The sequence below is a fragment of the Telluria sp. Soil_C_11 genome (assembly GCF_057657395.1).
The window spans coordinates 1-21,746 of sequence record NZ_JBDGIN010000027.1 but is presented as its reverse complement, the minus strand read 5'-3'; the positions used below and the strand labels follow the sequence as shown (position 1 = coordinate 21,746).

At 63.5% G+C, this 21,746-nt stretch carries 15 protein-coding genes; 6 read left to right on the top strand and 9 right to left on the bottom strand.

All coding sequences use genetic code 11. The features are described from left to right. Nucleotides 1-82: 82 nt before the first annotated feature. The 4 genes from AC3A6M_RS24000 to ssb all read right to left on the bottom strand — a co-directional run bounded on the left by AC3A6M_RS24000 (nt 83) and on the right by ssb (nt 4,084). Nucleotides 83-940 carry a GIY-YIG nuclease family protein gene (locus AC3A6M_RS24000; RefSeq protein WP_487855237.1) on the bottom strand — a complete coding sequence of 286 codons (858 nt, stop codon included), beginning with the start codon at nt 938-940 and terminating at the stop codon, nt 83-85. 629 nt (nt 941-1,569) lie between these two features. Beyond that, complete coding sequence (locus tag AC3A6M_RS23995; RefSeq protein WP_487855236.1) at nt 1,570-1,854, bottom strand: hypothetical protein; 285 nt, start codon at nt 1,852-1,854, stop codon at nt 1,570-1,572. Between the two features lie 1,018 nt (nt 1,855-2,872). Then, on the bottom strand, nt 2,873-3,439 hold the full coding sequence (locus AC3A6M_RS23990; protein WP_487855235.1) for a helix-turn-helix domain-containing protein: 567 nt from the start codon (nt 3,437-3,439) through the stop codon (nt 2,873-2,875). 132 nt (nt 3,440-3,571) lie between these two features. Beyond that, nucleotides 3,572-4,084 carry a single-stranded DNA-binding protein gene (gene ssb / locus AC3A6M_RS23985; protein ID WP_487855234.1) on the bottom strand — a complete coding sequence of 171 codons (513 nt, stop codon included), beginning with the start codon at nt 4,082-4,084 and terminating at the stop codon, nt 3,572-3,574. A gap of 466 nt (nt 4,085-4,550) precedes the next feature. Here ssb and uvrA point away from each other — a divergent pair, with 466 nt between their 5' ends. Then, a complete protein-coding gene (gene uvrA, locus AC3A6M_RS23980; protein WP_487855233.1) occupies nt 4,551-7,400 on the top strand; it encodes an excinuclease ABC subunit UvrA in 2,850 nt (949 codons plus the stop codon). Nucleotides 7,401-7,519: 119 nt separating this feature from the next. Here the strand turns inward: uvrA and AC3A6M_RS23975 are convergent, their stop codons facing one another. The 3 genes from AC3A6M_RS23975 to AC3A6M_RS23965 are packed head-to-tail and all read right to left on the bottom strand — an operon-like array spanning nt 7,520 to nt 12,511. Next, nucleotides 7,520-8,728 carry a cyanophycinase gene (locus tag AC3A6M_RS23975; RefSeq protein WP_487855232.1) on the bottom strand — a complete coding sequence of 403 codons (1,209 nt, stop codon included), beginning with the start codon at nt 8,726-8,728 and terminating at the stop codon, nt 7,520-7,522. Between the two features lie 22 nt (nt 8,729-8,750). After that, nucleotides 8,751-11,501, bottom strand: a complete 2,751-nt coding sequence (locus tag AC3A6M_RS23970; RefSeq protein ID WP_487855231.1) for a TonB-dependent receptor — start codon at nt 11,499-11,501, stop codon at nt 8,751-8,753. 29 nt (nt 11,502-11,530) lie between these two features. Next, nucleotides 11,531-12,511, bottom strand: a complete 981-nt coding sequence (locus AC3A6M_RS23965) for a MurR/RpiR family transcriptional regulator (RefSeq protein WP_487855230.1) — start codon at nt 12,509-12,511, stop codon at nt 11,531-11,533. A 154-nt stretch (nt 12,512-12,665) separates the two neighbouring features. Between AC3A6M_RS23965 and AC3A6M_RS23960 the strand changes: the two genes are divergently transcribed. Together AC3A6M_RS23960 and AC3A6M_RS23955 are read left to right on the top strand one after the other, a co-directional pair. Then, the gene (locus AC3A6M_RS23960) at nt 12,666-13,784 is read left to right on the top strand and encodes a succinylglutamate desuccinylase/aspartoacylase family protein (protein ID WP_487855229.1); all 1,119 of its coding nucleotides are present in this window, start codon (nt 12,666-12,668) and stop codon (nt 13,782-13,784) included. 13 nt (nt 13,785-13,797) lie between these two features. Next, the gene (locus tag AC3A6M_RS23955) at nt 13,798-15,183 is read left to right on the top strand and encodes a YfcC family protein (RefSeq protein WP_487855228.1); all 1,386 of its coding nucleotides are present in this window, start codon (nt 13,798-13,800) and stop codon (nt 15,181-15,183) included. Nucleotides 15,184-15,299: 116 nt separating this feature from the next. Here AC3A6M_RS23955 and AC3A6M_RS23950 read toward each other — a convergent pair whose 3' ends face one another. Continuing rightward, nucleotides 15,300-17,165 carry a phosphoenolpyruvate carboxykinase (GTP) gene (locus AC3A6M_RS23950; RefSeq protein WP_487855227.1) on the bottom strand — a complete coding sequence of 622 codons (1,866 nt, stop codon included), beginning with the start codon at nt 17,163-17,165 and terminating at the stop codon, nt 15,300-15,302. A 409-nt stretch (nt 17,166-17,574) separates the two neighbouring features. Here AC3A6M_RS23950 and AC3A6M_RS23945 point away from each other — a divergent pair, with 409 nt between their 5' ends. After that, a complete protein-coding gene (locus AC3A6M_RS23945) occupies nt 17,575-18,564 on the top strand; it encodes a D-2-hydroxyacid dehydrogenase family protein (protein WP_487855226.1) in 990 nt (329 codons plus the stop codon). On the opposite strand, the gene AC3A6M_RS23940 is transcribed toward AC3A6M_RS23945, so the two are convergent. After that, nucleotides 18,565-19,323 (bottom strand): L-asparaginase, encoded by a 759-nt coding sequence (locus tag AC3A6M_RS23940; protein WP_487855225.1) that lies wholly within the window; start codon nt 19,321-19,323, stop codon nt 18,565-18,567. A gap of 113 nt (nt 19,324-19,436) precedes the next feature. On the opposite strand from AC3A6M_RS23940, the gene AC3A6M_RS23935 reads away from it, so the two are divergent. Next, nucleotides 19,437-19,922: an asparaginase domain-containing protein gene (locus AC3A6M_RS23935; RefSeq protein ID WP_487855224.1), complete on the top strand. Its 486-nt coding sequence runs from the start codon at nt 19,437-19,439 to the stop codon at nt 19,920-19,922. 86 nt (nt 19,923-20,008) lie between these two features. Then, nucleotides 20,009-21,631 carry a catalase gene (locus tag AC3A6M_RS23930; RefSeq protein ID WP_487855223.1) on the top strand — a complete coding sequence of 541 codons (1,623 nt, stop codon included), beginning with the start codon at nt 20,009-20,011 and terminating at the stop codon, nt 21,629-21,631. Nucleotides 21,632-21,746: the final 115 nt, after the last annotated feature.

The window sequence follows — 21,746 nt, the reverse complement described above, 5'->3', positions numbered from 1 at the left end:
TCAAATCTACATGTGCCGCGTCAGGTTTATTGAGATAACTGTAGCCATAGATCTCGCCGGTCAAGAGAAACCCGCTCTATCGCTAGTTCAGTAGCACTTCGTCGGGCCCGACCACCGTCACCTCAAGGAAGTCGCCTAGGCTTGCTCGTCGTTGTATCCAGCGCACTAATTCGGCCTTGCCGTAGATACGAGGGGTCTTACTACTCTTATTAGCCTTGCGGTCCAGTACTCCCATCAGTAACGCACGCTCGCTTCCGCAATACAGTTTCATTTGAACGCCATGTTCTGCAAAGTGCCGCGAAAAGGCGACCGGTACGTTAAAAAAGCCTTCGTTGTAGTAGGTCTTTCCCAGCCGAACTCGGAAGCTTACTTGACTTGCTAGGAGCGACTCGTTCGGGACCATTTGTTGATCGGGACCTAATTGATCGTCCTCCCTAGTTGGCAGATGCGGTTCGGGCGACGAAAAAACTTCGGGAGAGATCGACACTGCTACAGCTGGTAGCTCCGCAGGCTGCGATATAAATGCTGAAGCAAGCGATGAAGCGCGGCTACCATTCCATGGCGGTGCCAGCACGGCAATAATGCTGTCTTCCAGGCCAGCCGCCATGTTCAGGTCAAACGCGCCAATCCGCTGCAGACCTGGGTCAATCCACCCCAATATTTCGACCTGCTGACCTACGCTAAGAATCGACCGCAGGCTTGCGTGATTGCGGACGTTGGTGCGTTGCGTTGGGTGCGGCGAGAGATATCCGGCCAGACGCGTTGGAAGGGCCCCCACGGTCTTACCCACGTATAGCACCGTGGTACCGGTGACGAACGCATACAAGGCACGCCGATGGGTCGGCAGCGGGTCCAGACGTAGCCGCAGTTCCCTGCCCTGCAGTTCCCATCGCCCAATGGGACGAAAACCGATTTGCAATAGCCGGTCCATCGCGCTCACCGAGAGTTCCGTGCGTCGCGCACTATGACGTAAGCTTGGTTAGCACGCCGCGCATCGGCCAAACGCTCCGTTCGCTTATGCCCCTCAAGCCGCTGCAAATTCGCAGGACTAGAAAGTTGCACTATAGCACGGCGTGTTATCTCGATAGTCTCCCAAGGCGTGCTCGGCGTGGCTTTAAGCAGCCGATACGCTTCCTCGGCTGACATCGATTGTGTACTTCGTTGGGCCATAGATGGGGCCGGCGAGATAGGCTGTGCTGGGCTAGGTTTGGCCGGCGGCTGTGGCGCTGATACGGCTGATACCGGCTCAGGTACCGAGGGGACTTCGGACCACAATTCTGGCTGGCTTGGCTGGCGTTCAGCACGGGCTTTTTCCAGCACCCTCTTCAACCGATCTACGGCACTCTCGTTAGTTGCTTTACTTGGCAAAGGCGACGTCTTGGCAACTGGGCCATGTGCGGCGTCAATAGCCTTTTGCACTTTCTGATAGAGCGCGAGCGCTCGCGGCACATTCCGGTGCTTAAGCTCATTCGACAGCTGTCCCAGCACATTTGAATCAGTCGGCGCCGTCGAAAACATGGTTTCGAGCTCACCAACGGTTTTTTGCATAAGCGGTCGCGCGGTCATGGATTACAAAATCTCCTCGATTTCCAACTCCGAGACGCTAAAGGGGTCGACTTCCTTTGAATGTACCCAGGTGGTGTTATTCACCGACTCTGCTCCCAGCGGTTCAATACCTAGCTCACCGAGGGTTTTAATCAAGTCTGCCAAGGCTTCTTCACGGCGACGCACGAAGGTGGAAGCGAAGCAGCGCCAGAACGTCCAGCCAGCGCGCTCGAGCACCCGCTGGCGCGCCATGTCATCCTGCCACTGCCCGGGTCCGTGGAAACGGTCGCCGTCACACTCAACGGCCAATCGACGACCTTCAACACACCTTCAAAGCTTGATGGCTCAAAAGGATTCACGCGCTGTGCGCTCGTAGCCAAGAAGCTTTTCCAAAACGCCTCCAGCTGCGCAACGCCCGGGATTTCGAGCGCTGCATAGCAATCAATTTCAAGTTTTGGCGCGATATCGCGAGGACGAACCTCGAGGTCGAGTGTGTTCTCGTTAAGGGTCACTTCGCAGACCTGAACGAGCAGCGGGTGCTTAATGTTGGACGAGGCGCCGGTCTTCTTCCAAACGGCGTTGCCGATACCCCAAGCAAGCTCCAGCGGAGTTTCGGCCCCGTCTGTGCTAATCGCCTGCTGTAGGGAGTGCAGCTTCTGGTATTGGCTGATGACCTTGCGGCGAGGTTTCTCGGCTTCCGCCCAAGGGTTCCACTGATATTCGACGTACCAGTCGAAATACTCCTTGACCTCAGGGTGGCTTGCGAGTTCCCTGTGGCCAACGATGACTTTGTTCTCTACCAACTCGATCTGACCGCGCAGCTCCGGTTGCTTCTCAGGCGTTTTGGGCAGGATCACCCATGGCTTGAGTGTTTCATCCAACTCAGGCGGTGCAATCTCCCGTAAGCGGGGCAAACGCAACCAGACGTCATCGCCGTCGGCTTGGAGATTGAACTGGATCTCCGGTAGCTCCGCGAGCTCATGCTGATAGGCACTGAAATACTCGGATGGGACTGTGAAAGCGGGTTTTGCCTTCAGCTTTTCCACCTGCTCGATGTAGTCGAGTAGGCTCAAAATCTGCGGTGCGCCCTCTGTAAGTGTTTGGTTTCCCATGTTATGGACGCCGCCGGGGCATGGGCGGTGCATGTATTGTTATCAATCATGCCACGATACACCGATTCCTTCGCGGATTCCATAGTGTTGGCCGGTTCTAGCCGGAATCGCGGGTTCCGGTTGTGCTGCTCTCACTAGCCACTTCAAAGTGACATGTGACGCGTAGGACAACAATTCGGATGAGCTGCTATCCGATGCCTTACTCAGTTAGCTAGTTAGGAATCGTAGGGAAGCAGCAGCACGTAAGGGGCAACTCCTAATGCAAGCGCGATTTTCTCGAGATTGTCGATCGAGATATTTCGAGTACCTCGCTCGACGTGAGCTATGAATGTACGGTGCAGTCCTGACTCAAAGGCAAGAATTTCTTGTGACCAATTACGCTCTCGCCGTACACGGACCATATTTGCGGAAAGGTTTGCTCTGGCAGAGCATGTTGGCTTAGGAGAAGGCGTAATTGACATTCTCGCAGCATGGAGAAATGCCGCTTTTGCGTCATCTATCCGATACTGAGCCGCGTCAGCTAATCGGTTGAGCTCTGAAGCCGTCAAAAACTGCCCTTGCCGCAGCCGCTGAAGCAAGTCAATGTCTGCCTTGGCAAGCTCGCGATATAACAACGCCAATACCATGCAAACGGCGTGAATCGTATTGGCAGCTCGACCGCGCTTACGGTACTTCGCTAGGTAAAGAGTAGCCTCGTGGACCGGTAGCCCCCATGGCCGGCTTAAAACCGAATGACGCTCCCCGTTCTGAAACCGAATACGTTTCGCGATGAATCCAGACATCTACCCACCTCTTTCGCCAAGTAGTAGTTGAACAGCAGCTCTACTAGACCACGAAAGGAGATGTGGGTAAAGAAAAAGCCCGCATTCCTCACGGAAGCGGGCTTTATCAACAAAAATGTAACGATGTGGGTCTCAGAACGGGATATCGTCGTCCATGTCCGAGAAATTCGGCGCCGGTTTCGGCTGCGGACGGGCTGCCGGTGCCGGCGGCGCCTGGCGCGGAGCCGCCGGGCGGCTCGGCGGCGCATCGTAGCTGTCGCCGCCGCCGTAGCTGTCGCCACCACCGTAGCTGTCGCCGCCGCCCATGCCCTGGCGGCCACCCAGCATCTGCATGTTTTCAGCGATGATGTCGGTAGCGTAGCGCTCGATGCCGTCCTTGTCCGTGTACTTGCGGGTCTGCAGGCGGCCTTCCACATAGACCGACGAACCCTTCTTCAGGTACTGGCCGACGATCTCGGCCAGGCGGCCAAAGAAGGAGATGCGGTGCCATTCGGTCAGCTCTTTCTGCTCGCCCGTGTTGCGGTCCTTGGATTTGTACGAGGTCGCCACTGCGATGTTGGCGATGGCGTCGCCGCTCGGCATGTAGCGGATTTCCGGATCGCGGCCGAGGTTGCCGACGATGATGACCTTGTTGACTGATGCCATGGTAAAGCTCCTTGGATAATCCCTGACTCTGCGCGTTGTCTAAGCGCCAGGGAACTGGTTGAAATTCGTCCGCTATTATGCTGTCGTGCTGCATCTTTTTCCACAACTTTCGAGGGTCAGCGGACGTGCCGGCTACAGCACCCTCTCAGACAGCGAAGATGGGGTCGAAGTGCCTGATTTGGAAGAGATTTCCATCAATATTTAGCGAGCGATCCTGGCGTAGGACAGCCGGCCTCGTCCAAAATTTTTCAAGGTTCTGGTGAGTCTGCCATTGAATTCCCCGGTATGCCGACCACATACGAAAAATGCCCTTGATTCCAGAGAGATAACGTAGCCACAGATAATTCACGGCTTGTATACCACTGTGAATAAAAACAGGTAAACTAGTGAGTTCTTCTCGTTCGGCCCGCTCACCGTCGACTCTCGTGCGCCGGCCCTCAACCAATCGAAAGCCAGCCAAAACCTGATGGAAGAAATCCGTATCCGCGGCGCCCGCACGCACAACCTCAAGAACATCAACCTCGACCTGCCGCGCAACAAGCTGATCGTGATCACCGGCCTGTCGGGTTCGGGCAAGTCCTCGCTCGCCTTCGATACCCTGTACGCCGAGGGCCAGCGCCGCTACGTCGAGTCGCTGTCGGCCTACGCGCGCCAGTTCCTGCAGCTGATGGAAAAGCCGGACGTCGACCTGATCGAGGGCCTGTCGCCGGCCATCTCGATCGAGCAGAAAGCGACCTCGCACAATCCGCGCTCGACCGTCGGCACCGTCACCGAGATCCACGACTACCTGCGCCTGCTGTACGCGCGCGTCGGCACGCCCTACTGCCCGGACCACTCGCACGAGCCGCTGACCGCGCAGACCGTCTCGCAGATGGTCGATGCCGTGCTGGCCATGCCGGAAGGCACCAAGCTGATGATCCTGGCCCCTGTCGTCGCCAACCGCAAGGGCGAGCACGGCGACCTGTTCGCCTCGATGCAGGCGCAGGGCTTCGTGCGCTTCCGCGTCCAGAGCGGCACCGGCGATGCGAAGATCTATGACGTCGACGAGCTGCCGAAGCTGAAGAAGACCGAAAAGCACACGATCGACGTCGTGATCGACCGCGTGAAGGTGAACGCCGAGATCAAGCAGCGCCTGGCCGAAAGCTTCGAGACCGCCCTGCGCATCGCCGACGGCCGCGCCGTGGCCTACGAGATGGACACCGCCAAGGAGCACATCTTCTCGAACAAGTTCGCCTGCAATGTCTGCGGCTATTCGCTGCAGGAGCTGGAGCCGCGCCTGTTCTCCTTCAACAACCCGATGGGCGCCTGCCAGGAATGCGATGGCCTTGGCCACATCGAGTTCTTCGATCCGAAGCGCATCGTCGCCTTCCCGAACCTGTCGCTGGCGTCCGGCGCCGTGAAGGGCTGGGACCGCCGCAACCAGTTCTACTTCCAGATGCTGACCAGCCTGGCGCAGCACTACGGCTTCGACCTCGACCAGCCCTTCGAGCAGCTGCCGAAGACGGCCCAGGACGCGGTGCTGTTCGGCTCCGGCAAGAACACCGTGCCGTTCGCCTACGTCAACGAGCGTGGCCGCACCGTGATCCGCGAGCACACCTTCGAAGGCGTGGTCAACAACTTGCAGCGCCGCTACCGCGAGACCGATTCGATGGCGGTGAAGGAAGAGCTGGCGAAGTTCATCAACGAAAAGGAATGCCCGACCTGCGGCGGCGCGCGCCTGCGCACCGAAGCGCGCTACGTCCGCATCGGCCACGGCGAGCAGGAACGCGCGATCTACGAGGTGGCGAAGACCCCGCTGCGCGATTGCCTGGCCTATTTCGACAGCCTGGAGCTGACGGGCGCCAAGAAGGACATCGCCGAGCGCGTGATCAAGGAGATCGTGGCGCGCCTGAAATTCCTGAACGACGTCGGCCTGGACTACCTGTCGCTGGACCGCAGCGCCGATACCCTGTCGGGCGGCGAAGCCCAGCGCATCCGCCTGGCCTCGCAGATCGGCTCCGGCCTGACCGGCGTGATGTACGTGCTCGACGAGCCGTCGATCGGCCTGCACCAGCGCGACAACGACCGCCTGATCGCGACCCTCAAGCACCTGCGCGACATCGGCAACAGCGTGCTGGTGGTCGAGCACGACGAGGATGCGATCCGCACCGCCGACTACATCGTCGACATGGGTCCGGGCGCCGGCGTGCACGGCGGCGCCGTGATCGCCGAGGGGACGATCAAGGACATCATGAAGAACAAGGAGTCCCTGACCGCGGCTTACCTGAGCGGCCGGAAGAAGATCGAGGTGCCGAAGAAGCGCACCCAGGCCGATCCGGAGCGCATGCTGCACATCAGCGGCGCGACCGGCAACAACCTCAAGAATGTGACCCTGGAACTGCCGGTGGGCCTGCTGACCTGCGTGACCGGCGTGTCCGGCTCGGGCAAGTCGACGCTGGTGAACGACACCCTGTTCCCGGCCCTGTCGCGCCACCTGTACGGTTCGCAGACCGAGCCGGCGCCGCACACCGCGATCCACGGCCTGGAGCACTTCGACAAGGTGATCTCGGTCGACCAGGCGCCGATCGGCCGCACCCCGCGTTCGAACCCGGCCACCTACACCGGCGTGTTCACCCCGATCCGCGACCTGTTCGCGACGGTGCCGACCGCCAAGGAGCGCGGCTACAGCGCGGGCCGGTTCTCGTTCAACGTCAAGGGCGGCCGCTGCGAAGCCTGCCAGGGCGACGGCGTGATCAAGGTCGAGATGCACTTCCTGCCGGACGTGTACGTGCCCTGCGACGTCTGCCACGGCAAGCGCTACAACCGCGAGACGCTGGAAGTCGAGTACAAGGGCAAGAACATCACCGAAGTGCTGGACATGACGGTCGAGGATGCGCACGCCTTCTTCAAGGCCGTGCCGGTCATCGCCCGCAAGCTGCAGACGCTGCTGGACGTGGGCCTGGGCTACATCAAGCTGGGCCAGAGCGCGACCACGCTGTCGGGCGGCGAGGCGCAGCGCGTGAAGCTGTCGCTGGAGCTGTCCAAGCGCGACACCGGGCGCACGCTGTACATCCTGGACGAGCCGACCACCGGCCTGCACTTCGCCGACATCGACCTGCTGCTGAAGGTGATCCACCGCCTGCGCGACCAGGGAAACACGCTCGCCATCATCGAGCACAACCTGGACGTGATCAAGACCGCCGACTGGATCGTCGACCTGGGTCCGGAAGGCGGCGCGGGCGGCGGCACCATCGTCGCCAGCGGCACGCCGGAGGCCGTGGCGGCGAACAAGGCCAGCGTGACCGGCAAGTACCTGAAGCCGCTGCTCAAGCAGTAAGCCCCCCGTCGTTCCCGCGACGGAAGATACGTCGTCCCCGCGAAGGCGGGGACCCAAGCTCTGCATGCACCACGATAACGCATGCAACTTGGGTCCCCGCCTTCGCGGGGACGACGTATTTAGTCCGCCGTATAAAACGGCTGGCGCACCCGCACCGGCCGCACGTCCATCCTGATCCGGTAGATCGAGAACGCATCCTCGCGGTTGGTCGCGTATTCCCTGGTGTCCGGCACGCGCGTGAAGGTGAACTCGAAGCCGCGTTCCGGCGTACGGCTGCCGGGCCCTTCGAAGGCCATTCCGACCGCGCGCTGCTGGTCGCTGTCGACCAGTTTCTCGAGCAGGTTTACCACCGAGGTGTTCCCGAGGATATCGGTGTAGAAGATCGGGTCGCGATGCTCGCGGTCCGCGGTATTCAGCGGCTCCTTGTCCGGTCCCGGCGAATAGGCCCGGCTGACGAGATTGAAGCGGTCGCCGCTGTCGAGATAGCTGATGCGCGCATTCGAGAGGTTGAAGTTCGGCTGCGCCTTGTCGACGCTTGCCCCGGCCAGGTCGAGCACCAGCGCGCCGCGGTAGCCGATGATCGTCACGTCGCGCGACGGGCCCACCACGGCGGCGGTGTTCTCGTCGATGCCCAGTCCCAGCGTATAGCCCTTGGCCAGCATCACCGGCAGCATGCGGGCAAAGCGGCCGCGGATCAGGAAGTGCTGGTCGATGAAGACGTCCTCGCCGACGAAACCCAGCCCCGGCGCGACGTCCTTGCCGTCATTGACGCCTTGCTTCAGCATGGGCAGCACTTCCAGCGGCGGGTCGTAGAACATGGTGCTGCTCATGATGGCGGCGCCGGCGCTGGTGCCGGCGATGACGCCGCCTCGCCGGTACATGGACCACAGCGCGTCCAGCACCGCCGTGTTGCTGCCATCGGGCCGTCGCAGCGAACCGGTGATGCGGGCCTGGTCGCCGCCGGTGAAGAAAGCGCCGCCGGCCTTGCGCACGGCATCCGCCAATGCCGGATCGTCGGCGGCCTTGCGGGCGTCGGTATTGGCCAGGCGCGGCGCAATCGGCACCACGAAGGCTTGCGCACCGTAGCGCTTCAGGGCCGCGACAGTGAGCTTCCCTTCCCGGTCCGGCGTGCCGGCGGCGGTCGGGAACACGGCGATACGCGCGCCCTTGCCGCCGGCCAGGTCGACGATCTTCTGGTACACCTCGGCATTGTTGACGCGCAGGCCGCCGCCGATGATGACCAGCGAGCCTTGCGGGCCGGTATCGGCTGCCTGCGCGCCGGCGCTGGAAGCCACCAGCGCCAGCGCATAACACCATCTCTTCAACATACAACGCCCATCACTTGAACGATCACTTGAACGAGTAGTTCGCACTCACGAAAGCGCTGCGGCCGCGCGGGTCCGTGTAGCTCGGATCATACCCGGCCAGGAAGAACCAGGCCTGGTTCGAGAACGGCGGGTCCTTGTCGAACAGGTTCAGGATGCCGGCGCGCAGCTTGAGGTTCTTGCCGATCGCCCAGCTGCCGGTCAGGTCCCACAGCGAATAATGCTTGACGTGGTTCGGCGGCAGCAGCGTGTCGGTGTACGGGTCGTAGGTCGTGTTCTGGTCGGTGTAGCTGGACGAGTACTGGTTCGCCAGCGTCAGCGTGACCGGACCGTTGTCCCATTCGAAGTTGATGCGGTGGCGCCACTTCTGGATCACCTGGTCGTTCAGGAACACGCCAAGGTTGCTGCGATAGGGTTCGTCCGGGCCGAACTGGCGGTCGTACTTCAGCACCAGGGTGCCGGACAGGTTGACGCCGAAGCGTCCCCAGGCGCCACGTTCGCTGCGCCAGTCGCCGGCGATATCGAGGCCGGATGTCTTCAGGCGACCCTGGTTCTCCTTCATCAGCAGGATGTTGGAGATGAAGCCGTCTTCGTCGCGCTCGATGTACTTGCCGTTGTAGGCGGCCGGGTTTTCGATGATGACCTGTTCGCCCAGGGTGCTGATCACGTCCTTCTTCTCGATGTTCCAGTAGTCGATCGAGAGGCTGGTGCGCTTGACCGGCTCGAACACCACGCCCAGCGTGAACTGGCGCGACTTCTCGGGCTTCAGGTTCGGGTTCGAGCGGCGCTCGACGTTCCACTGGTCGGTACAGGTGTCGATGCTGCCTTCCTGCTGCACGCACTGCGGGTCGGTCAGGATGCCGGCGGTGGTGCCGAAGATGGTCGGGCGCTTCAGGTCCGACAGCGAAGGCGCGCGAAAGCCCGTCCCGGCCGAGGCCCGCAGCAGCAGGGCCTGGGACGGCTGCCAGCGCAGGCCGATCTTCGGATTGGTGGTGTTGCCGACTTCGCTGTAGTGGTCGTAGCGCAGCGCGAACTGCATCTCCAGCTCCCTGGTGAACGGCGCCACCACTTCGGTGAACACCGAGGCCACCTTGCGGGTATCGTCCGCGGTTTCGACCTCGAGCAGCTCGCCGGCGGGGACCGTGCTGTCGCGGTCGCCGGCGATGTTGTTCGACTTCAGCAGTTCCGACGGCGTGAACAGCTGGTGTTCGTGGCGCAGTTCGCCGCCGATCGCGATCGCCAGGTCGCCGCCAGCGAGCTTCGCCAGCGCGCGCGACATCTTGCCGTCCAGCGAAGTGGACACGCCCTTGGCCTTGCGCGCCTCGTCGTTGATCTTGATGCTGTTGATCAGGTCGATGCCGGCCTTGGACGAGGGCGCGAAGGGATTGACGGTACCGTTGCGCACGGCGGCATCGAACTGGTCGTACAGGACGTAGCCATTGACGTATTTGTCGACCGCGCGGTTCTCGGCGCGCGCCAGGGCCGCGTCGTAGTCCCAGCCGCCCAGGGTGCCGGTGGCGCCCAGCACCAGGCGCTGGCCGGTACTGGTCACCTCGTTGCTGCGGTTGCCGGCTTCGGCCATGCGGTAGCGGATGCCGCTGAAGGTGGCGGGCAGGCCGGGCGCCGACAGCGCGTCGCGGTAAGCCTGCGGCAGGATGGCGACAGGCAGGTTGCGGATCCGGACCGGGTTCGGCGACAGCACGTACTTCGTCCTCGCCTCGCTCTGCACCAGTTCCGCGAACAGCTGGTTCTGCGGATCCAGCTGGAAGGTCGCGCGGCCGATGAAGCCGACCTTGCGCGAATCCGGATAGATCTCGGTGTCTTCCATATAGTCGTAGCTGCAGCCTGCCACGCCGCCCGGACCCTTGGGCGCATACACGGTGGCGGGCGGGTTGCAGCCCGGCGAGCTGGGATTGACCCGGCTCGACGTGCTGCCGGCCGGGAGCAGGCCGGCGGCGATCAGGGCGGCGCGCTGCGCGCCCGAGATGTCGATATTCGCCGGGAAGGTATTGCTCGACATCTGGGCCGGCAAGGTGGTCGCCAGCTCGCGCTCCTTGATGAAGCTGCGCTGGCCCGAACGCAAACGGTCGAGCTGCTGCACGTCGAGCACGCCGAACACATTGAAGCGGTCGGTGTTCAGGTCGCCGAAGCCGGCGCTGATGCTGGCGGTTTTCTTGCCGGCGCCGCCATGCTGGGTGCCGGCCAGCGAGCCGGCCAGGTCGACGCCGGTATAGTCCTTGCGCGTAATGAAGTTGATCACGCCGCCGATCGCGTCGGTGCCGTAGATCGCCGAGGCGCCGTCCTTCAGCACCTCGACGCGCTGGATCGCGCCGGCCGGGATGTTGTTCAGGTCGACGCCGGCGTTGTCGCCGGGAGAAGCGAAGTTGGCCAGGCGGCGGCCGTTCAGCAGGACCAGCGTGGACGACGCTCCGATACCGCGCATATTGGCGGCGTTCAGGCCGCGCTGGCCCGAGGTGCCGTCCGTGATGCTGGGGCCGTCCGTGATCGGCGCGGTGTTGGCGCTGATGTTCTTGACCAGTTCCGCCGCGGTGGTGGCGCCCATCTTCTCGATCTCTTCGCGCGTGATCGTCTGCACCGGCAGCGCGGTCTCGGTATCGATGCGCTTGATCGACGAGCCGGTGATCTCCACCCGGTGCATCGTCTGGCCCTGCGCCTGGTCCTGCGCCCAGGCCTGTTGCGCCATCAGGCCCAGCGCCGCGGCGACGCTCGATGCCAGCACGGCGGGCCGCAGGGTACTCGAAATCTGCTTACTCATGCTTTGCTCCCTCTTGGTAGCTTGGTGACTCAGGACTGCTTCACGGTGCGGCGCCTGCCGCCGCCTTCTTTTTTCTGCGTGCTGCCGGTACGAATCTGGTGTTCGCCGTAGAGGTAGGCGGCGATGGCTTCGGTATGGCGGGCCGCCTTGGCCACATTGGCTTTGTTGGAGGTCATCAGCGAGACGGCCAGGGCTTCGATCACGGCCAGCGTGCTGCTTCCGCTGCTGGGCAGCACGGGGTGGGCGCTGTGCGCATACAGCACGTGATGCCCCAGCTCGGCGAGCGGAGACGCGGGCGAATCGGTGATCGAGACGACGGTCGCGCCGCTGTCGCGCGCGAACCGGGTGAGCGGAACGGCGGCCAGCGTATAGCGCGGCAGGGAAATGACGACCAGCACGTCCTTGCTGGTGATATTGGCCAGGTGGCTGGCCGCGACCTCGGTGCCGCCGCTTGCCGCCACCTCCACCACGTGGCGGCAGAAGGGCTGCAGGTGCATGGCGAGCGCGCCCGCCAGGAAGGACGACAGGCCGAAGCCCATCACATACACGGTACCGGCCTTGGTCAGCACGGCGCCGATGCGGTCGAGCTGGGCGCCGGCCAGCGCCCGGCTGGTGACCGTGATGCCCGCCTCCGCATAGTTCAGGCTCTCGAGCGCGGGCACGGGTTTGGACGAACCCGCGGCAGCTTTGCGGGCGATGGTGCTGCGCAGCTTCTCGACCGGCTGCAGCACCGACTGCAAGGTCTCCGCCACCGCGCCGCGCATCGCCGCATAGTTCCTGAATCCGAGATCGCGTGCGAAGCGGCTGATGGTCGCGGTGGAGACGGCGCAGGCATCGGCCAGCTCACCGACTCCCAGCGCAGTGACGCGCACCTGGTTGCGCAGCACGTAGTCCGCGATCGCGCGGTTCGAGGCCGAGCCCTCGGCCAGTACCCGCAACAGGCTCCGGCCGAGCGAAGACTCGGCGAAACCGATGTCGGGCGAAGCGCTGGGCGGAGCGGCTGCAGTCATTGTGACCCGATGTCAACGAATAAACATTTTCAAATGTAAACCAGGTGTATTCACGAACTCAACAGGTTTTTGAAAATAATCCATCACGGATTTACGTTGTGTAAAAATTCATACATAATCCGCCGGGCAGCCGACCCGGCCGAGGAGACCGCATATGCATGCACAGACTCACCCGATCGCGACCGAGCCAGGCGTCGCCAGCTACCGGCTCACTTCCTGCCACTACGGCAGCGCCGGCAGTGGCAGGAAGGCGTATATCCAGGCTGCGCTGCATGCGGACGAAGTACCGGCGATGCTGGTGGCGCACTTCCTGAAGCGCGAACTCGACCGGCTCGACGCCGAGGGACGCATTGGCGGCGAGATCGTGCTGGTGCCGGCGGCGAATCCGATCGGCCTGTCCCAGGTCGTGCAGGGCATGCCCTTCGGGCGCTTCGACCTGGGCACCGGCGCCAATTTCAACCGCGCCTTCCGCCACGTGGCCGAGGACCTGAAGCAGATGCTGGCGGGCCGCCTGGGCAAGGACGCGGCGGCCAACGTCGCGCTGATCCGCGCGGAGGCGCGCGCGCTCATCGCCCGCTGGGAGCCGGCCGACCATACCGAGGTCCTGAAGAAAACCCTGCTGGGAATGGCGATCGACGCCGACATCGTGCTCGATCTGCACTGCGACAACGAAGCCGCGCTGCACCTGTACACGGGCAGCGCGCTGGCCGAACGGGTCGAACCGCTGGCGGCGCTGCTCGGCGCACGCGTCCTGCTGCTGTCCGATGCCTCCGGCGGCGATCCTTTCGACGAAGCCTGCAGCCGGCTGTGGTGGGACCTGGCCGCGCACTTCGGCCCGGACACTCCCATTCCGCCGGCCTGCGCCGCGATCACGGTCGAGCTGCGCGGCGAGATGGATGTGCGCTATGCCGATGCCGAACGGGATGCGCAGGCCCTGTTGCAGTACCTCGCGCGCGAAGGCATCGTCGACATCGCGCTGGAAGAACTGCCGGCGCCCCTGTGTGCGCCGACGCCCCTGGCCGGTGTCGAGCGGCTGGACGCGCCGCAATCGGGCGTGCTGGTGTTCCTGAAGGCGCTCGGCGAACAGGTGGCAGCCGGCGAGGCGGTGGCGGACATCGTCAACCCGGTGACCGGACGCACCGCCACCGTGCGCGCCAGCCGCGATGGCCTGCTGTTCGCCTCCACCGCCCATCGCCACCTGCTGCGCGGCATGCACATCTGTAAAATCGCCGGAACGACACCCTTCCGTTCCGGTTCCCTGCTAAGCCAATGAGGATTCAATAAGCATGCGCCTTCGAATGCCCAATACCTTCGTGCTGCTGTTCGCGATCCTCGCCCTGATCGCGCTGGCGACCTGGTTCGTCCCCGGCGGGAAGTACGAGACCCACCTGGTCAACGGCAAGCAGTTGGTCGACCCGGCATCCTTCCATGTCGTGGCCAGCGCCCCGCAGGGCCTGGTGGCGCTGATGAAGGCGCCCATCAAGGGCTTCGTGGAGGCGGCGCAGATCATCGGCTTCGTGCTGATCGTCGGCGGCGCCTTCGCGGTGGTGCAGAAGACGGAGGCGATCGACACCGCGATCCGCTCGATCGCGCGGGCGCACGAACATTCGGCCCTGGTGCGCGCCACCATCATCCCCGTGTTCGTCACCCTGTTCTCGCTCGGCGGCGCCACCTTCGGCATGAACGAGGAAGTGATTCCCTTCGTGCTGATTTTCGTGCCGCTGGCGCTGGCGCTCGGCTACGACACGGTGGTCGGCGTGTCGATTCCCTTCCTCGGCTCGCAGGTCGGTTTTGGCGCCGCCTTCCTGAATCCGTTCAACGTCGGGATCGCGCAGGGCATCGCGGGCGTGCCCGTGTTTTCGGGGATGGGATACCGGCTGATCGTGTGGGCGGCGGCGACCTTTGTCACGATCGCCTTCCTGATGTGGTACGCGGCGCGCGTGAAAAACAACCCGGCGCTGAGCCCGACCTTCGTGCTGGACCAGGCCAGGCGCCTGGAACATCCGGTGGCCGTGTCGTCCGACGATCGGATGACCGGCCGCCATTCGGCGGTACTGGCGATCTTCGCGCTCACGCTCGGCGCGATGGTGGTCGGGGTGGTGAAGTACGACTGGTTCATCGACGAGATCGCGGCCCTGTTCCTGGCCATGGCGATCGTGGTCGGCATGGTCGGCCGGCTCGTGCCCGACACCTGGGTCGCCGCGTTCATGCAGGGAGTAAAAGACCTGGCGCCGACGGCGCTGGTGATCGCGATCGCGCGCGCCACGATGGTGATCGCGCGCGATGCCCACATCATCGACACCATGCTGCACGCCCTGATGCCGTTGGTAGCGTCGAGCCACCCGGTGTTCGCTGCGCAGAAGATGTACCTGATCCAGTCGGTGATCAACTTCTTCATCCACTCGGGCAGCGGCCAGGCCGCGCTGACGATGCCGATCATGGCGCCGCTGGCGGACCTGGTGGGCGTGACGCGCCAGACCGCGATCCTCGCGTTCCAGCTCGGCGAGCTGTCGACGCCGATGATCCCGACCTCCGGCATCACGGTGGGCGTGCTGGCGCTGGCGCGCGTGCCCTGGCTGACCTGGGCCAAGTGGATGATTCCGCTGCAGCTGATCTACCTGGTGCTGGCGCTGCTGCTGCTGGTGCCGCCTTGCCTGATGCAGTGGAACTGACAAGGAAAAAGGGACAGGCGCGAACCTGTCCCTTTCCGTTTATGCGCAGCCGGTTTCATTGAACGGCCGTCGTCTCCCCACTTGAAACTTCGTGGGCACACCGTGCCCACGCGGTATTACGCCTCCAGGCGTTGCTCCAGCTGCCGCTTGGTCGCCACCAGTTCCTGCGGCAGGTGGTAGGCCAGCTTGTCGAACAGCTCGTTGTGCAGCTTCAGTTCCTCGCGCCAGGCGTCCTTGTCGATCGAGGTGATCTGCTTGAACTGCTCTTCGCTGAAGTCGATGCCGGTCCAGTTCAGGTCGGCGTACGACGGGGTCGTGCCGAACATGTGCTCGACGCCGCCCTGCTTGCCTTCGGTGCGGTCGAGGATCCACTTCAGCACGCGCATGTTGTCGCCGTAGCCCGGCCACACGAAGTTGCCCTTCTCGTCGGTGCGGAACCAGTTGACGCAGAAGATCTTCGGCAGCGCGGCCGGGTTTTTCGCTTCGACTTTCTTCCCGAGGTCCAGCCAGTGCTGGAAGTAGTCGCTCATGTTGTAGCCGATGAAGGGCAGCATCGCGTACGGATCGCGGCGTACCACGCCCATCTGGCCGGCGGCGGCGGCGGTGGTTTCCGAACCCATGGTCGCGGCCATGTACACGCCTTCGGTCCAGTTGCGCGCCTCGGTCACCAGCGGCACGGTGGTCGAGCGGCGGCCGCCGAATATGAAGGCCGAGATCGGCACGCCGGCCGGATCGTCCCAGGCCGGATCGATGACCGGGTTCTGGGTCGCGGCCACGGTGAAGCGCGCGTTCGGGTGCGCGGCCTTGGTGCTAGATGCCGGGGTCCAGTCCTTGCCCTGCCAGTCGATCAGGTGCGCCGGCGCCTCTTTCGTCATGCCTTCCCACCAGACGTCGCCGTCATCGGTCAGCGCCACGTTGGTGAAGATGACGTTCTCGCGCAGCGAGGCCATGCAGTTGGGGTTGGTCTTGTCGTTGGTGCCCGGGGCCACGCCGAAGTAGCCGGCTTCCGGGTTGATCGCGACCAGCTTGCCGTCCGCGCCCGGCTTGATCCAGGCGATGTCGTCACCGATGGTGGTGACCTTCCAGCCTTCGAATCCGGCGGGCGGGATCAGCATCGCGAAGTTGGTCTTGCCGCAGGCCGACGGAAAGGCGGCGGCGACGTATTTCTTCTCGCCCTGCGGCGATTCGACGCCCAGGATCAGCATGTGCTCGGCCAGCCAGCCGGTGCCGCCCTGCCGGGCTTCCTGGTAACCCATGTTGGAAGCGATGCGCAGCGCGAAGCACTTCTTGCCCAGCAGCGCGTTGCCGCCGTAGCCCGAGCCGAACGACCAGATCTCGCGGGTTTCCGGATAGTGGACGATGTACTTGGTGGCGTTGCACGGCCAGCGCACGTCCTGCTGGCCGGCGGCGAGCGGCATGCCGACGCTGTGCACGCAAGGCACGAAATCGCCGGTTTCGCCCAGCACGTCGTACACGGCCTTGCCCATGCGGGTCATGATGCGCATGTTGACGGCCACGTAGGGCGAGTCGGACAGTTCGACGCCGATGTGGGCGATCGGCGAGCCCAGCGGACCCATCGAGAACGGCACCACGTACATGGTGCGGCCGGCCATGCAGCCGTCGAACAGGCCGTTCAGGGTCTGGCGCATCTCCTTCGGGTCGGTCCAGTTGTTGGTCGGGCCGGCCTGCTCCTTCGTTGCGGAGCAGATGAAGGTGCGGTCTTCGACGCGTGCGACGTCGCTCGGGTCCGAGCAGGCCAGGTAGGAGTTCGGACGCTTTTCCGGATTCAGGCGCTTCATCGTGCCCGCTTCGACCATCAGGGCGCACAGGCGGTCATACTCTTCCTGGGAGCCGTCGCACCAGTAGATGGCGTCGGGCTTGGTCAGGGCCGCGATATCGGCCACCCAATTGATGAGTTTGTCGTGCTTGATGTAAGCTGGGACGTTCAGTGCGGCGACGCCGCCCATCACGGGCTGATTCATAGGTATCTCCAATGCCAATTAAAATTCCTGGGGCCTCGGAAACCGGCTTCGCGTCACAGGGCCGCGGCTGGCAACGGTTCGTCGAGGGTCCGTCTTGGGTTTTTTCCGCTCGGCAGATCGTCAACGTCAGGGAGCCCGCGCTCTGGAATCCATTTGGCAATGGTTCGGCGCCGGGGTAACGTGATGCGGCGGTCGTGTCGGCTGCTGGCCTCGATCAATGTCTCAAAAGATGTCAATCAGACATCGTCGGCCTTTATTTCTGGTCGATTCTACACCTGCACAAATGCGTTTTGAATGCTTTCACAACAAAAATGTAGGAAATATCGTTGACTAATGTAGTAGGTTATTTCCCATCTTTTGAATCCGCGTTATTTCATTACTTACACGTATACAATTTACATAAAACATTATGAAAATAGCCATTCTCGACGATTACCAGGATGCGGTGCGTGGGCTCGACTGCTTCCGTTTATTGGACGGCCATGAGGTCAAGGTGTTCACGAATTCGACCCGCGGCCTGGGCCAGCTGGCGATCCGCCTGGCGCCGTTCGACGCCCTGGTGCTGATCCGCGAACGCACCGCTTTCCCGCGCGCCCTGCTGTCGAAGCTGCCCAACCTGAAGCTGATCTCGCAGACCGGCAAGCTGGCGGGCCATGTCGACGTCGCGGCCGCCACCGAGCACGGCATTGCGATCGCGGAAGGCGTCGGTTCGCCGGTCGCGCCGGCCGAGCTGACCTGGGCGTTGATCATGGCTGCGAGCCGGAAGATCGTGCCGTACGCCAACAACCTCAAGCAGGGCCTGTGGCAGACCGCCTCGATCAATCCGGAATTGAACGGCCTGGGCCGGACCTTGAAGGGACGCACGCTGGCGATCTGGGGCTACGGCAAGATCGGCCGCATGGTGGCCGGCTACGCCAGGGCTTTCGGGATGCAGGTAATGGTGTGGGGCAGCGAGAACAGCCGCGCCGCCGCGCTGGCCGACGGTTTCCTGGCGGCGCCGTCGCGCGAGGCCTTCTTCGAACAGGCCGACGTGCTAAGCCTGCATCTGCGCCTGAACGATGCCACGCGCGGCATCGTCACCGCCGACGACCTGGCGCGCATGAAGCGCGACGCGCTGTTCGTGAATACCAGCCGGGCCGAGCTGGTGGCGGAGAATGCCCTGGAAGAAGCCCTGCACCGCGGACGGCCGGGCTATGCGGCGCTCGACGTCTTCACCGACGAACCGCTGCCGGCGGAGTCTGCGCTATTGAAGATCCCGACCGTGCTGGCGACGCCGCACCTGGGCTATGTGGAGAAGGACAGCTACGAGCTGTATTTCCGGGTCGCGTTCGAGAACGTGGTCAATTTCGCCAACGGCAATCCGACCAATATCTTCAATCCGGACGCGCTGGCGAAATGATCAACGGAGTTCGGGCTCGCCCGTGAAATTGGGCTTGACGCTGGGCATCTCATGCCGGCGCGTCCACAGGCCGGCCCAGCCCGGCGGCCACTCGATCGCCGGGCCGGCATAGACCGGCAGGCCGGCGCGCACCGGCACCACGGGCACCGGCGGCATCTCGACCAGTCCGCCGTTCCGGGGCTGGGGCGCCATGTCGAAGCTGTACATGTAACCCGGCAGCAGGGCGTCGCAGACGCCGGCGAACCAGGCGGTATGGTCTTCGTCGCGGCCCAGCGCGCGCGCCAGGCCTTCGGGATCGAACTTCGCCAGCGCGTGGATCAGCTCGTCCGTGCCGGCGCCGGGCGCATCGCCCCAGCCCATCACCGGGTTGCCGTTGTACACGTCCCCCGAACCGTACCAGCCTTCGCGCCAGGGCCGCTGCATCCAGTCGCGCTGGCCGGCGAACAGGTGCCAGCGCCAGTGCAGGCCGGAGGGCTTGGGCCAGGAATGCAGGTACAGCTTTTCGTAGCCGGCCTTGTGCAGTTCGCGCACCATCGCCATCAGGCGCGCGTGCGGCATGCGGTCCGGCGGCGAGCGCCGGAACAGGATCGCCTCGCCATCGGCGTGCTGCACTTCGTCGGTGGAGAGGTTGAGGTCGAGCGTACGCGCTTCGCTGCCGAAGCGCGCGGAGATCCAGCCAGTCAGCAGGTTGACGTGGGTAATCACGCCATAGCCGCGATGGCGGTGGAAGATGACAGTGCCTGGAGCGACGGGTTTCATGTGATCAGTGTACTCATCCGATCCGGACGATTCTAGCGCAGTCACATACGGATACACACCCATTTGCGGCTATCATTACCCACCTTATTTTTCTGCGTTTCCAAACCATCATCATGACTTTGCGGATCATCGCCACCGGCGGCACCTTCGACAAACACTACAACGAACTCAACGGCGTGCTGGGCTTTGCAGACAGCCATTTGCCCGAGGTTATCAAGCGTTCGCGCATCACCATTCCGGCCGCGCTCGAGGTGGTTTCCCTGCTCGATTCGCTCGACATGCAGGACGCCGACCGCCAGAAGGTGCTGGCCGCCTGCCAGGCCGCCGCCGAGAAAGCGATCGTGATCGTGCACGGCACCGACACCATGCGCGAAACGGCGGAAGTGCTGGGCGCGGCCATCAAGGACAAGACCATCGTCTTCACCGGCGCCATGATCCCTTACGAAATCGCGAATTCGGATGCGCTGTTCAACTTCGGCTTCGCCTGCGGCGTGGCGCAAACCCTGCCGCCGGGCGTGTACGTGGCGATGAACGGCACCATTTTCACCTGGGATAACGTGACCAAGAACCGCGCCGCCGGCGTCTTCCAGCAGCGCTGACCCGGCAGGTTTCTGGACGGCTATCGGGCGCTGCGCATTTTCGTCAATTTCTACAATGCTCCTTCATGTGAACGCAGGAGGAAGCAATGAACGAGCAGCGCCCGACCCTGACCACCCGCCAGGGTCATCCCGTCCGCGACAATCAATCGCTCCGCTCGGTTGGCGAGCGCGGCCCGGCGACACTGGAAAACTACCAGTTCATCGAGAAGATCACCCACTTCGACCGCGAGCGCATTCCCGAACGCGTGGTGCACGCGCGCGGCACCGGCGCCCACGGCTACTTCGAAGCCTACGGCAAGGTCGGTAGCGAGCCGGCCAGCAAGTTCACCCGCGCCCGCGTCCTCAACGAGGTGGGCGTGCAGACCCCGGTATTCGTGCGCTTCTCGACCGTGATCGGCGCCAAGGATTCCCCGGAGACGGCGCGCGATCCGCGCGGCTTCGCCGTCAAGCTCAAGACCCTGGACGGCAACTGGGACCTGGTCGGGAACAACCTGAAGGTGTTCTTCATCCGCGACGCGATCAAGTTCCCGGACATGATCCACGCCTTCAAGCCCGACCCCGTCACCAACCAGCAGGAGCCCTGGCGCTTCTACGATTTCATCTGCAGCCATCCGGAAGCGCTGCACATGGTCACCTGGGTCAAGAGCCCGTGGGGCATCCCGGCCAACTACCGTGAAATGGAAGGCTCGGGCGTCAACACCTATAAACTGGTGAACGACCAGGGCGTGGCCCACCTGGTGAAATTCCACTGGCAACCGAAACAGGGCGTGCGCAACCTGACCGCGCAACAGGCCGCCGAGATCCAGGCCCACGACACCAGCCACGCCACCCGCGACCTGTACGACGCGATCGAGCGCGGCGAGTTTCCGGAGTGGGAGTTCTGCGTGCAGGTGATGAGCGACGGCGAGCATCCCGAGCTCGACTTCGACCCGCTGGACGACACCAAGCGCTGGCCGGAAGACCAGTTCCCGCTGCTGCCGGTGGGACGCATGATATTGAATAGAAATCCGGACAATGTGTTCGCGGAAACCGAGCAGTCCGCCTTCGGCACCGGCGTGCTGGTCGACGGCGTCGACTTCTCGGACGACAAGATGCTGCAGGGCCGCACCCTCTCCTACTCGGATACCCAGCGCTACCGCGTCGGCCCGAATTACCTGCAACTGCCGATCAACGCGCCGCAGGACGGGGCCCGTGCCCGCACCAACCAGCGCGACGGCCAGATGGCGTTTTACGTCGACGGCGGCGGCGAGGACAAGCACATCAACTACGAACCGAGCCTGATGGGCGGCCTGCAGGAAGCGCCGCCGCCGCAGAAGGATTACCACCAGTACGTGCAGGGCCACCTGGGCCGCTACCAGACGACCAGTACGGCGTCCGACTACAGGCAGGCCGGCGACCGCTACCGCACCTTCGAGGACTGGGAGCGCGACGAGCTGGTGAACAACGTCGGCGGGGATCTCAAGAAGTGCCCGGAACCGATCCAGCTGCGCATGGTCTGGCACCTGTGGCACTGCGATGAGGACTACGGCCGCCGCGTGGCGCAGGTGGCGGGCATCGACCTCGAGAAGGCCAAAGCCCTGCCGCCGCTGCCGGGCAAGCCGGCGCCGCACGAGAACCGCCAGGGGGCGACCTATGCCGGCGGCCAGCCGGAACAGGGTTCGGGTGGGATGAAGGAGCCGTCGACTTCGGAGGAAGTGGCGGCGAAATAATCACGTGGCCCCCGCGCTTCTGACGTCGTTCCCGCCTGCGCGCACTACTGTCCGGGATAATAACGTTGTGCTGATCATCAGGCTTCTCCAAGGGGTGACAGGTTGAGGCTTGATG

Coding starts and splice junctions, on each gene's coding strand:
- AC3A6M_RS23990 (WP_487855235.1), bottom strand. CDS start 3,439: ATGTCTGGATTCATCGCGAAACGTATTCGGTTTCAGAACGGGGAGCGT.
- ssb (WP_487855234.1), bottom strand. CDS start 4,084: ATGGCATCAGTCAACAAGGTCATCATCGTCGGCAACCTCGGCCGCGAT.
- uvrA (WP_487855233.1), top strand. CDS start 4,551: ATGGAAGAAATCCGTATCCGCGGCGCCCGCACGCACAACCTCAAGAAC.
- AC3A6M_RS23975 (WP_487855232.1), bottom strand. CDS start 8,728: ATGTTGAAGAGATGGTGTTATGCGCTGGCGCTGGTGGCTTCCAGCGCC.
- AC3A6M_RS23970 (WP_487855231.1), bottom strand. CDS start 11,501: ATGAGTAAGCAGATTTCGAGTACCCTGCGGCCCGCCGTGCTGGCATCG.
- AC3A6M_RS23965 (WP_487855230.1), bottom strand. CDS start 12,511: ATGACTGCAGCCGCTCCGCCCAGCGCTTCGCCCGACATCGGTTTCGCC.
- AC3A6M_RS23960 (WP_487855229.1), top strand. CDS start 12,666: ATGCATGCACAGACTCACCCGATCGCGACCGAGCCAGGCGTCGCCAGC.
- AC3A6M_RS23955 (WP_487855228.1), top strand. CDS start 13,798: ATGCGCCTTCGAATGCCCAATACCTTCGTGCTGCTGTTCGCGATCCTC.
- AC3A6M_RS23950 (WP_487855227.1), bottom strand. CDS start 17,165: ATGAATCAGCCCGTGATGGGCGGCGTCGCCGCACTGAACGTCCCAGCT.
- AC3A6M_RS23945 (WP_487855226.1), top strand. CDS start 17,575: ATGAAAATAGCCATTCTCGACGATTACCAGGATGCGGTGCGTGGGCTC.
- AC3A6M_RS23940 (WP_487855225.1), bottom strand. CDS start 19,323: ATGAAACCCGTCGCTCCAGGCACTGTCATCTTCCACCGCCATCGCGGC.
- AC3A6M_RS23935 (WP_487855224.1), top strand. CDS start 19,437: ATGACTTTGCGGATCATCGCCACCGGCGGCACCTTCGACAAACACTAC.
- AC3A6M_RS23930 (WP_487855223.1), top strand. CDS start 20,009: ATGAACGAGCAGCGCCCGACCCTGACCACCCGCCAGGGTCATCCCGTC.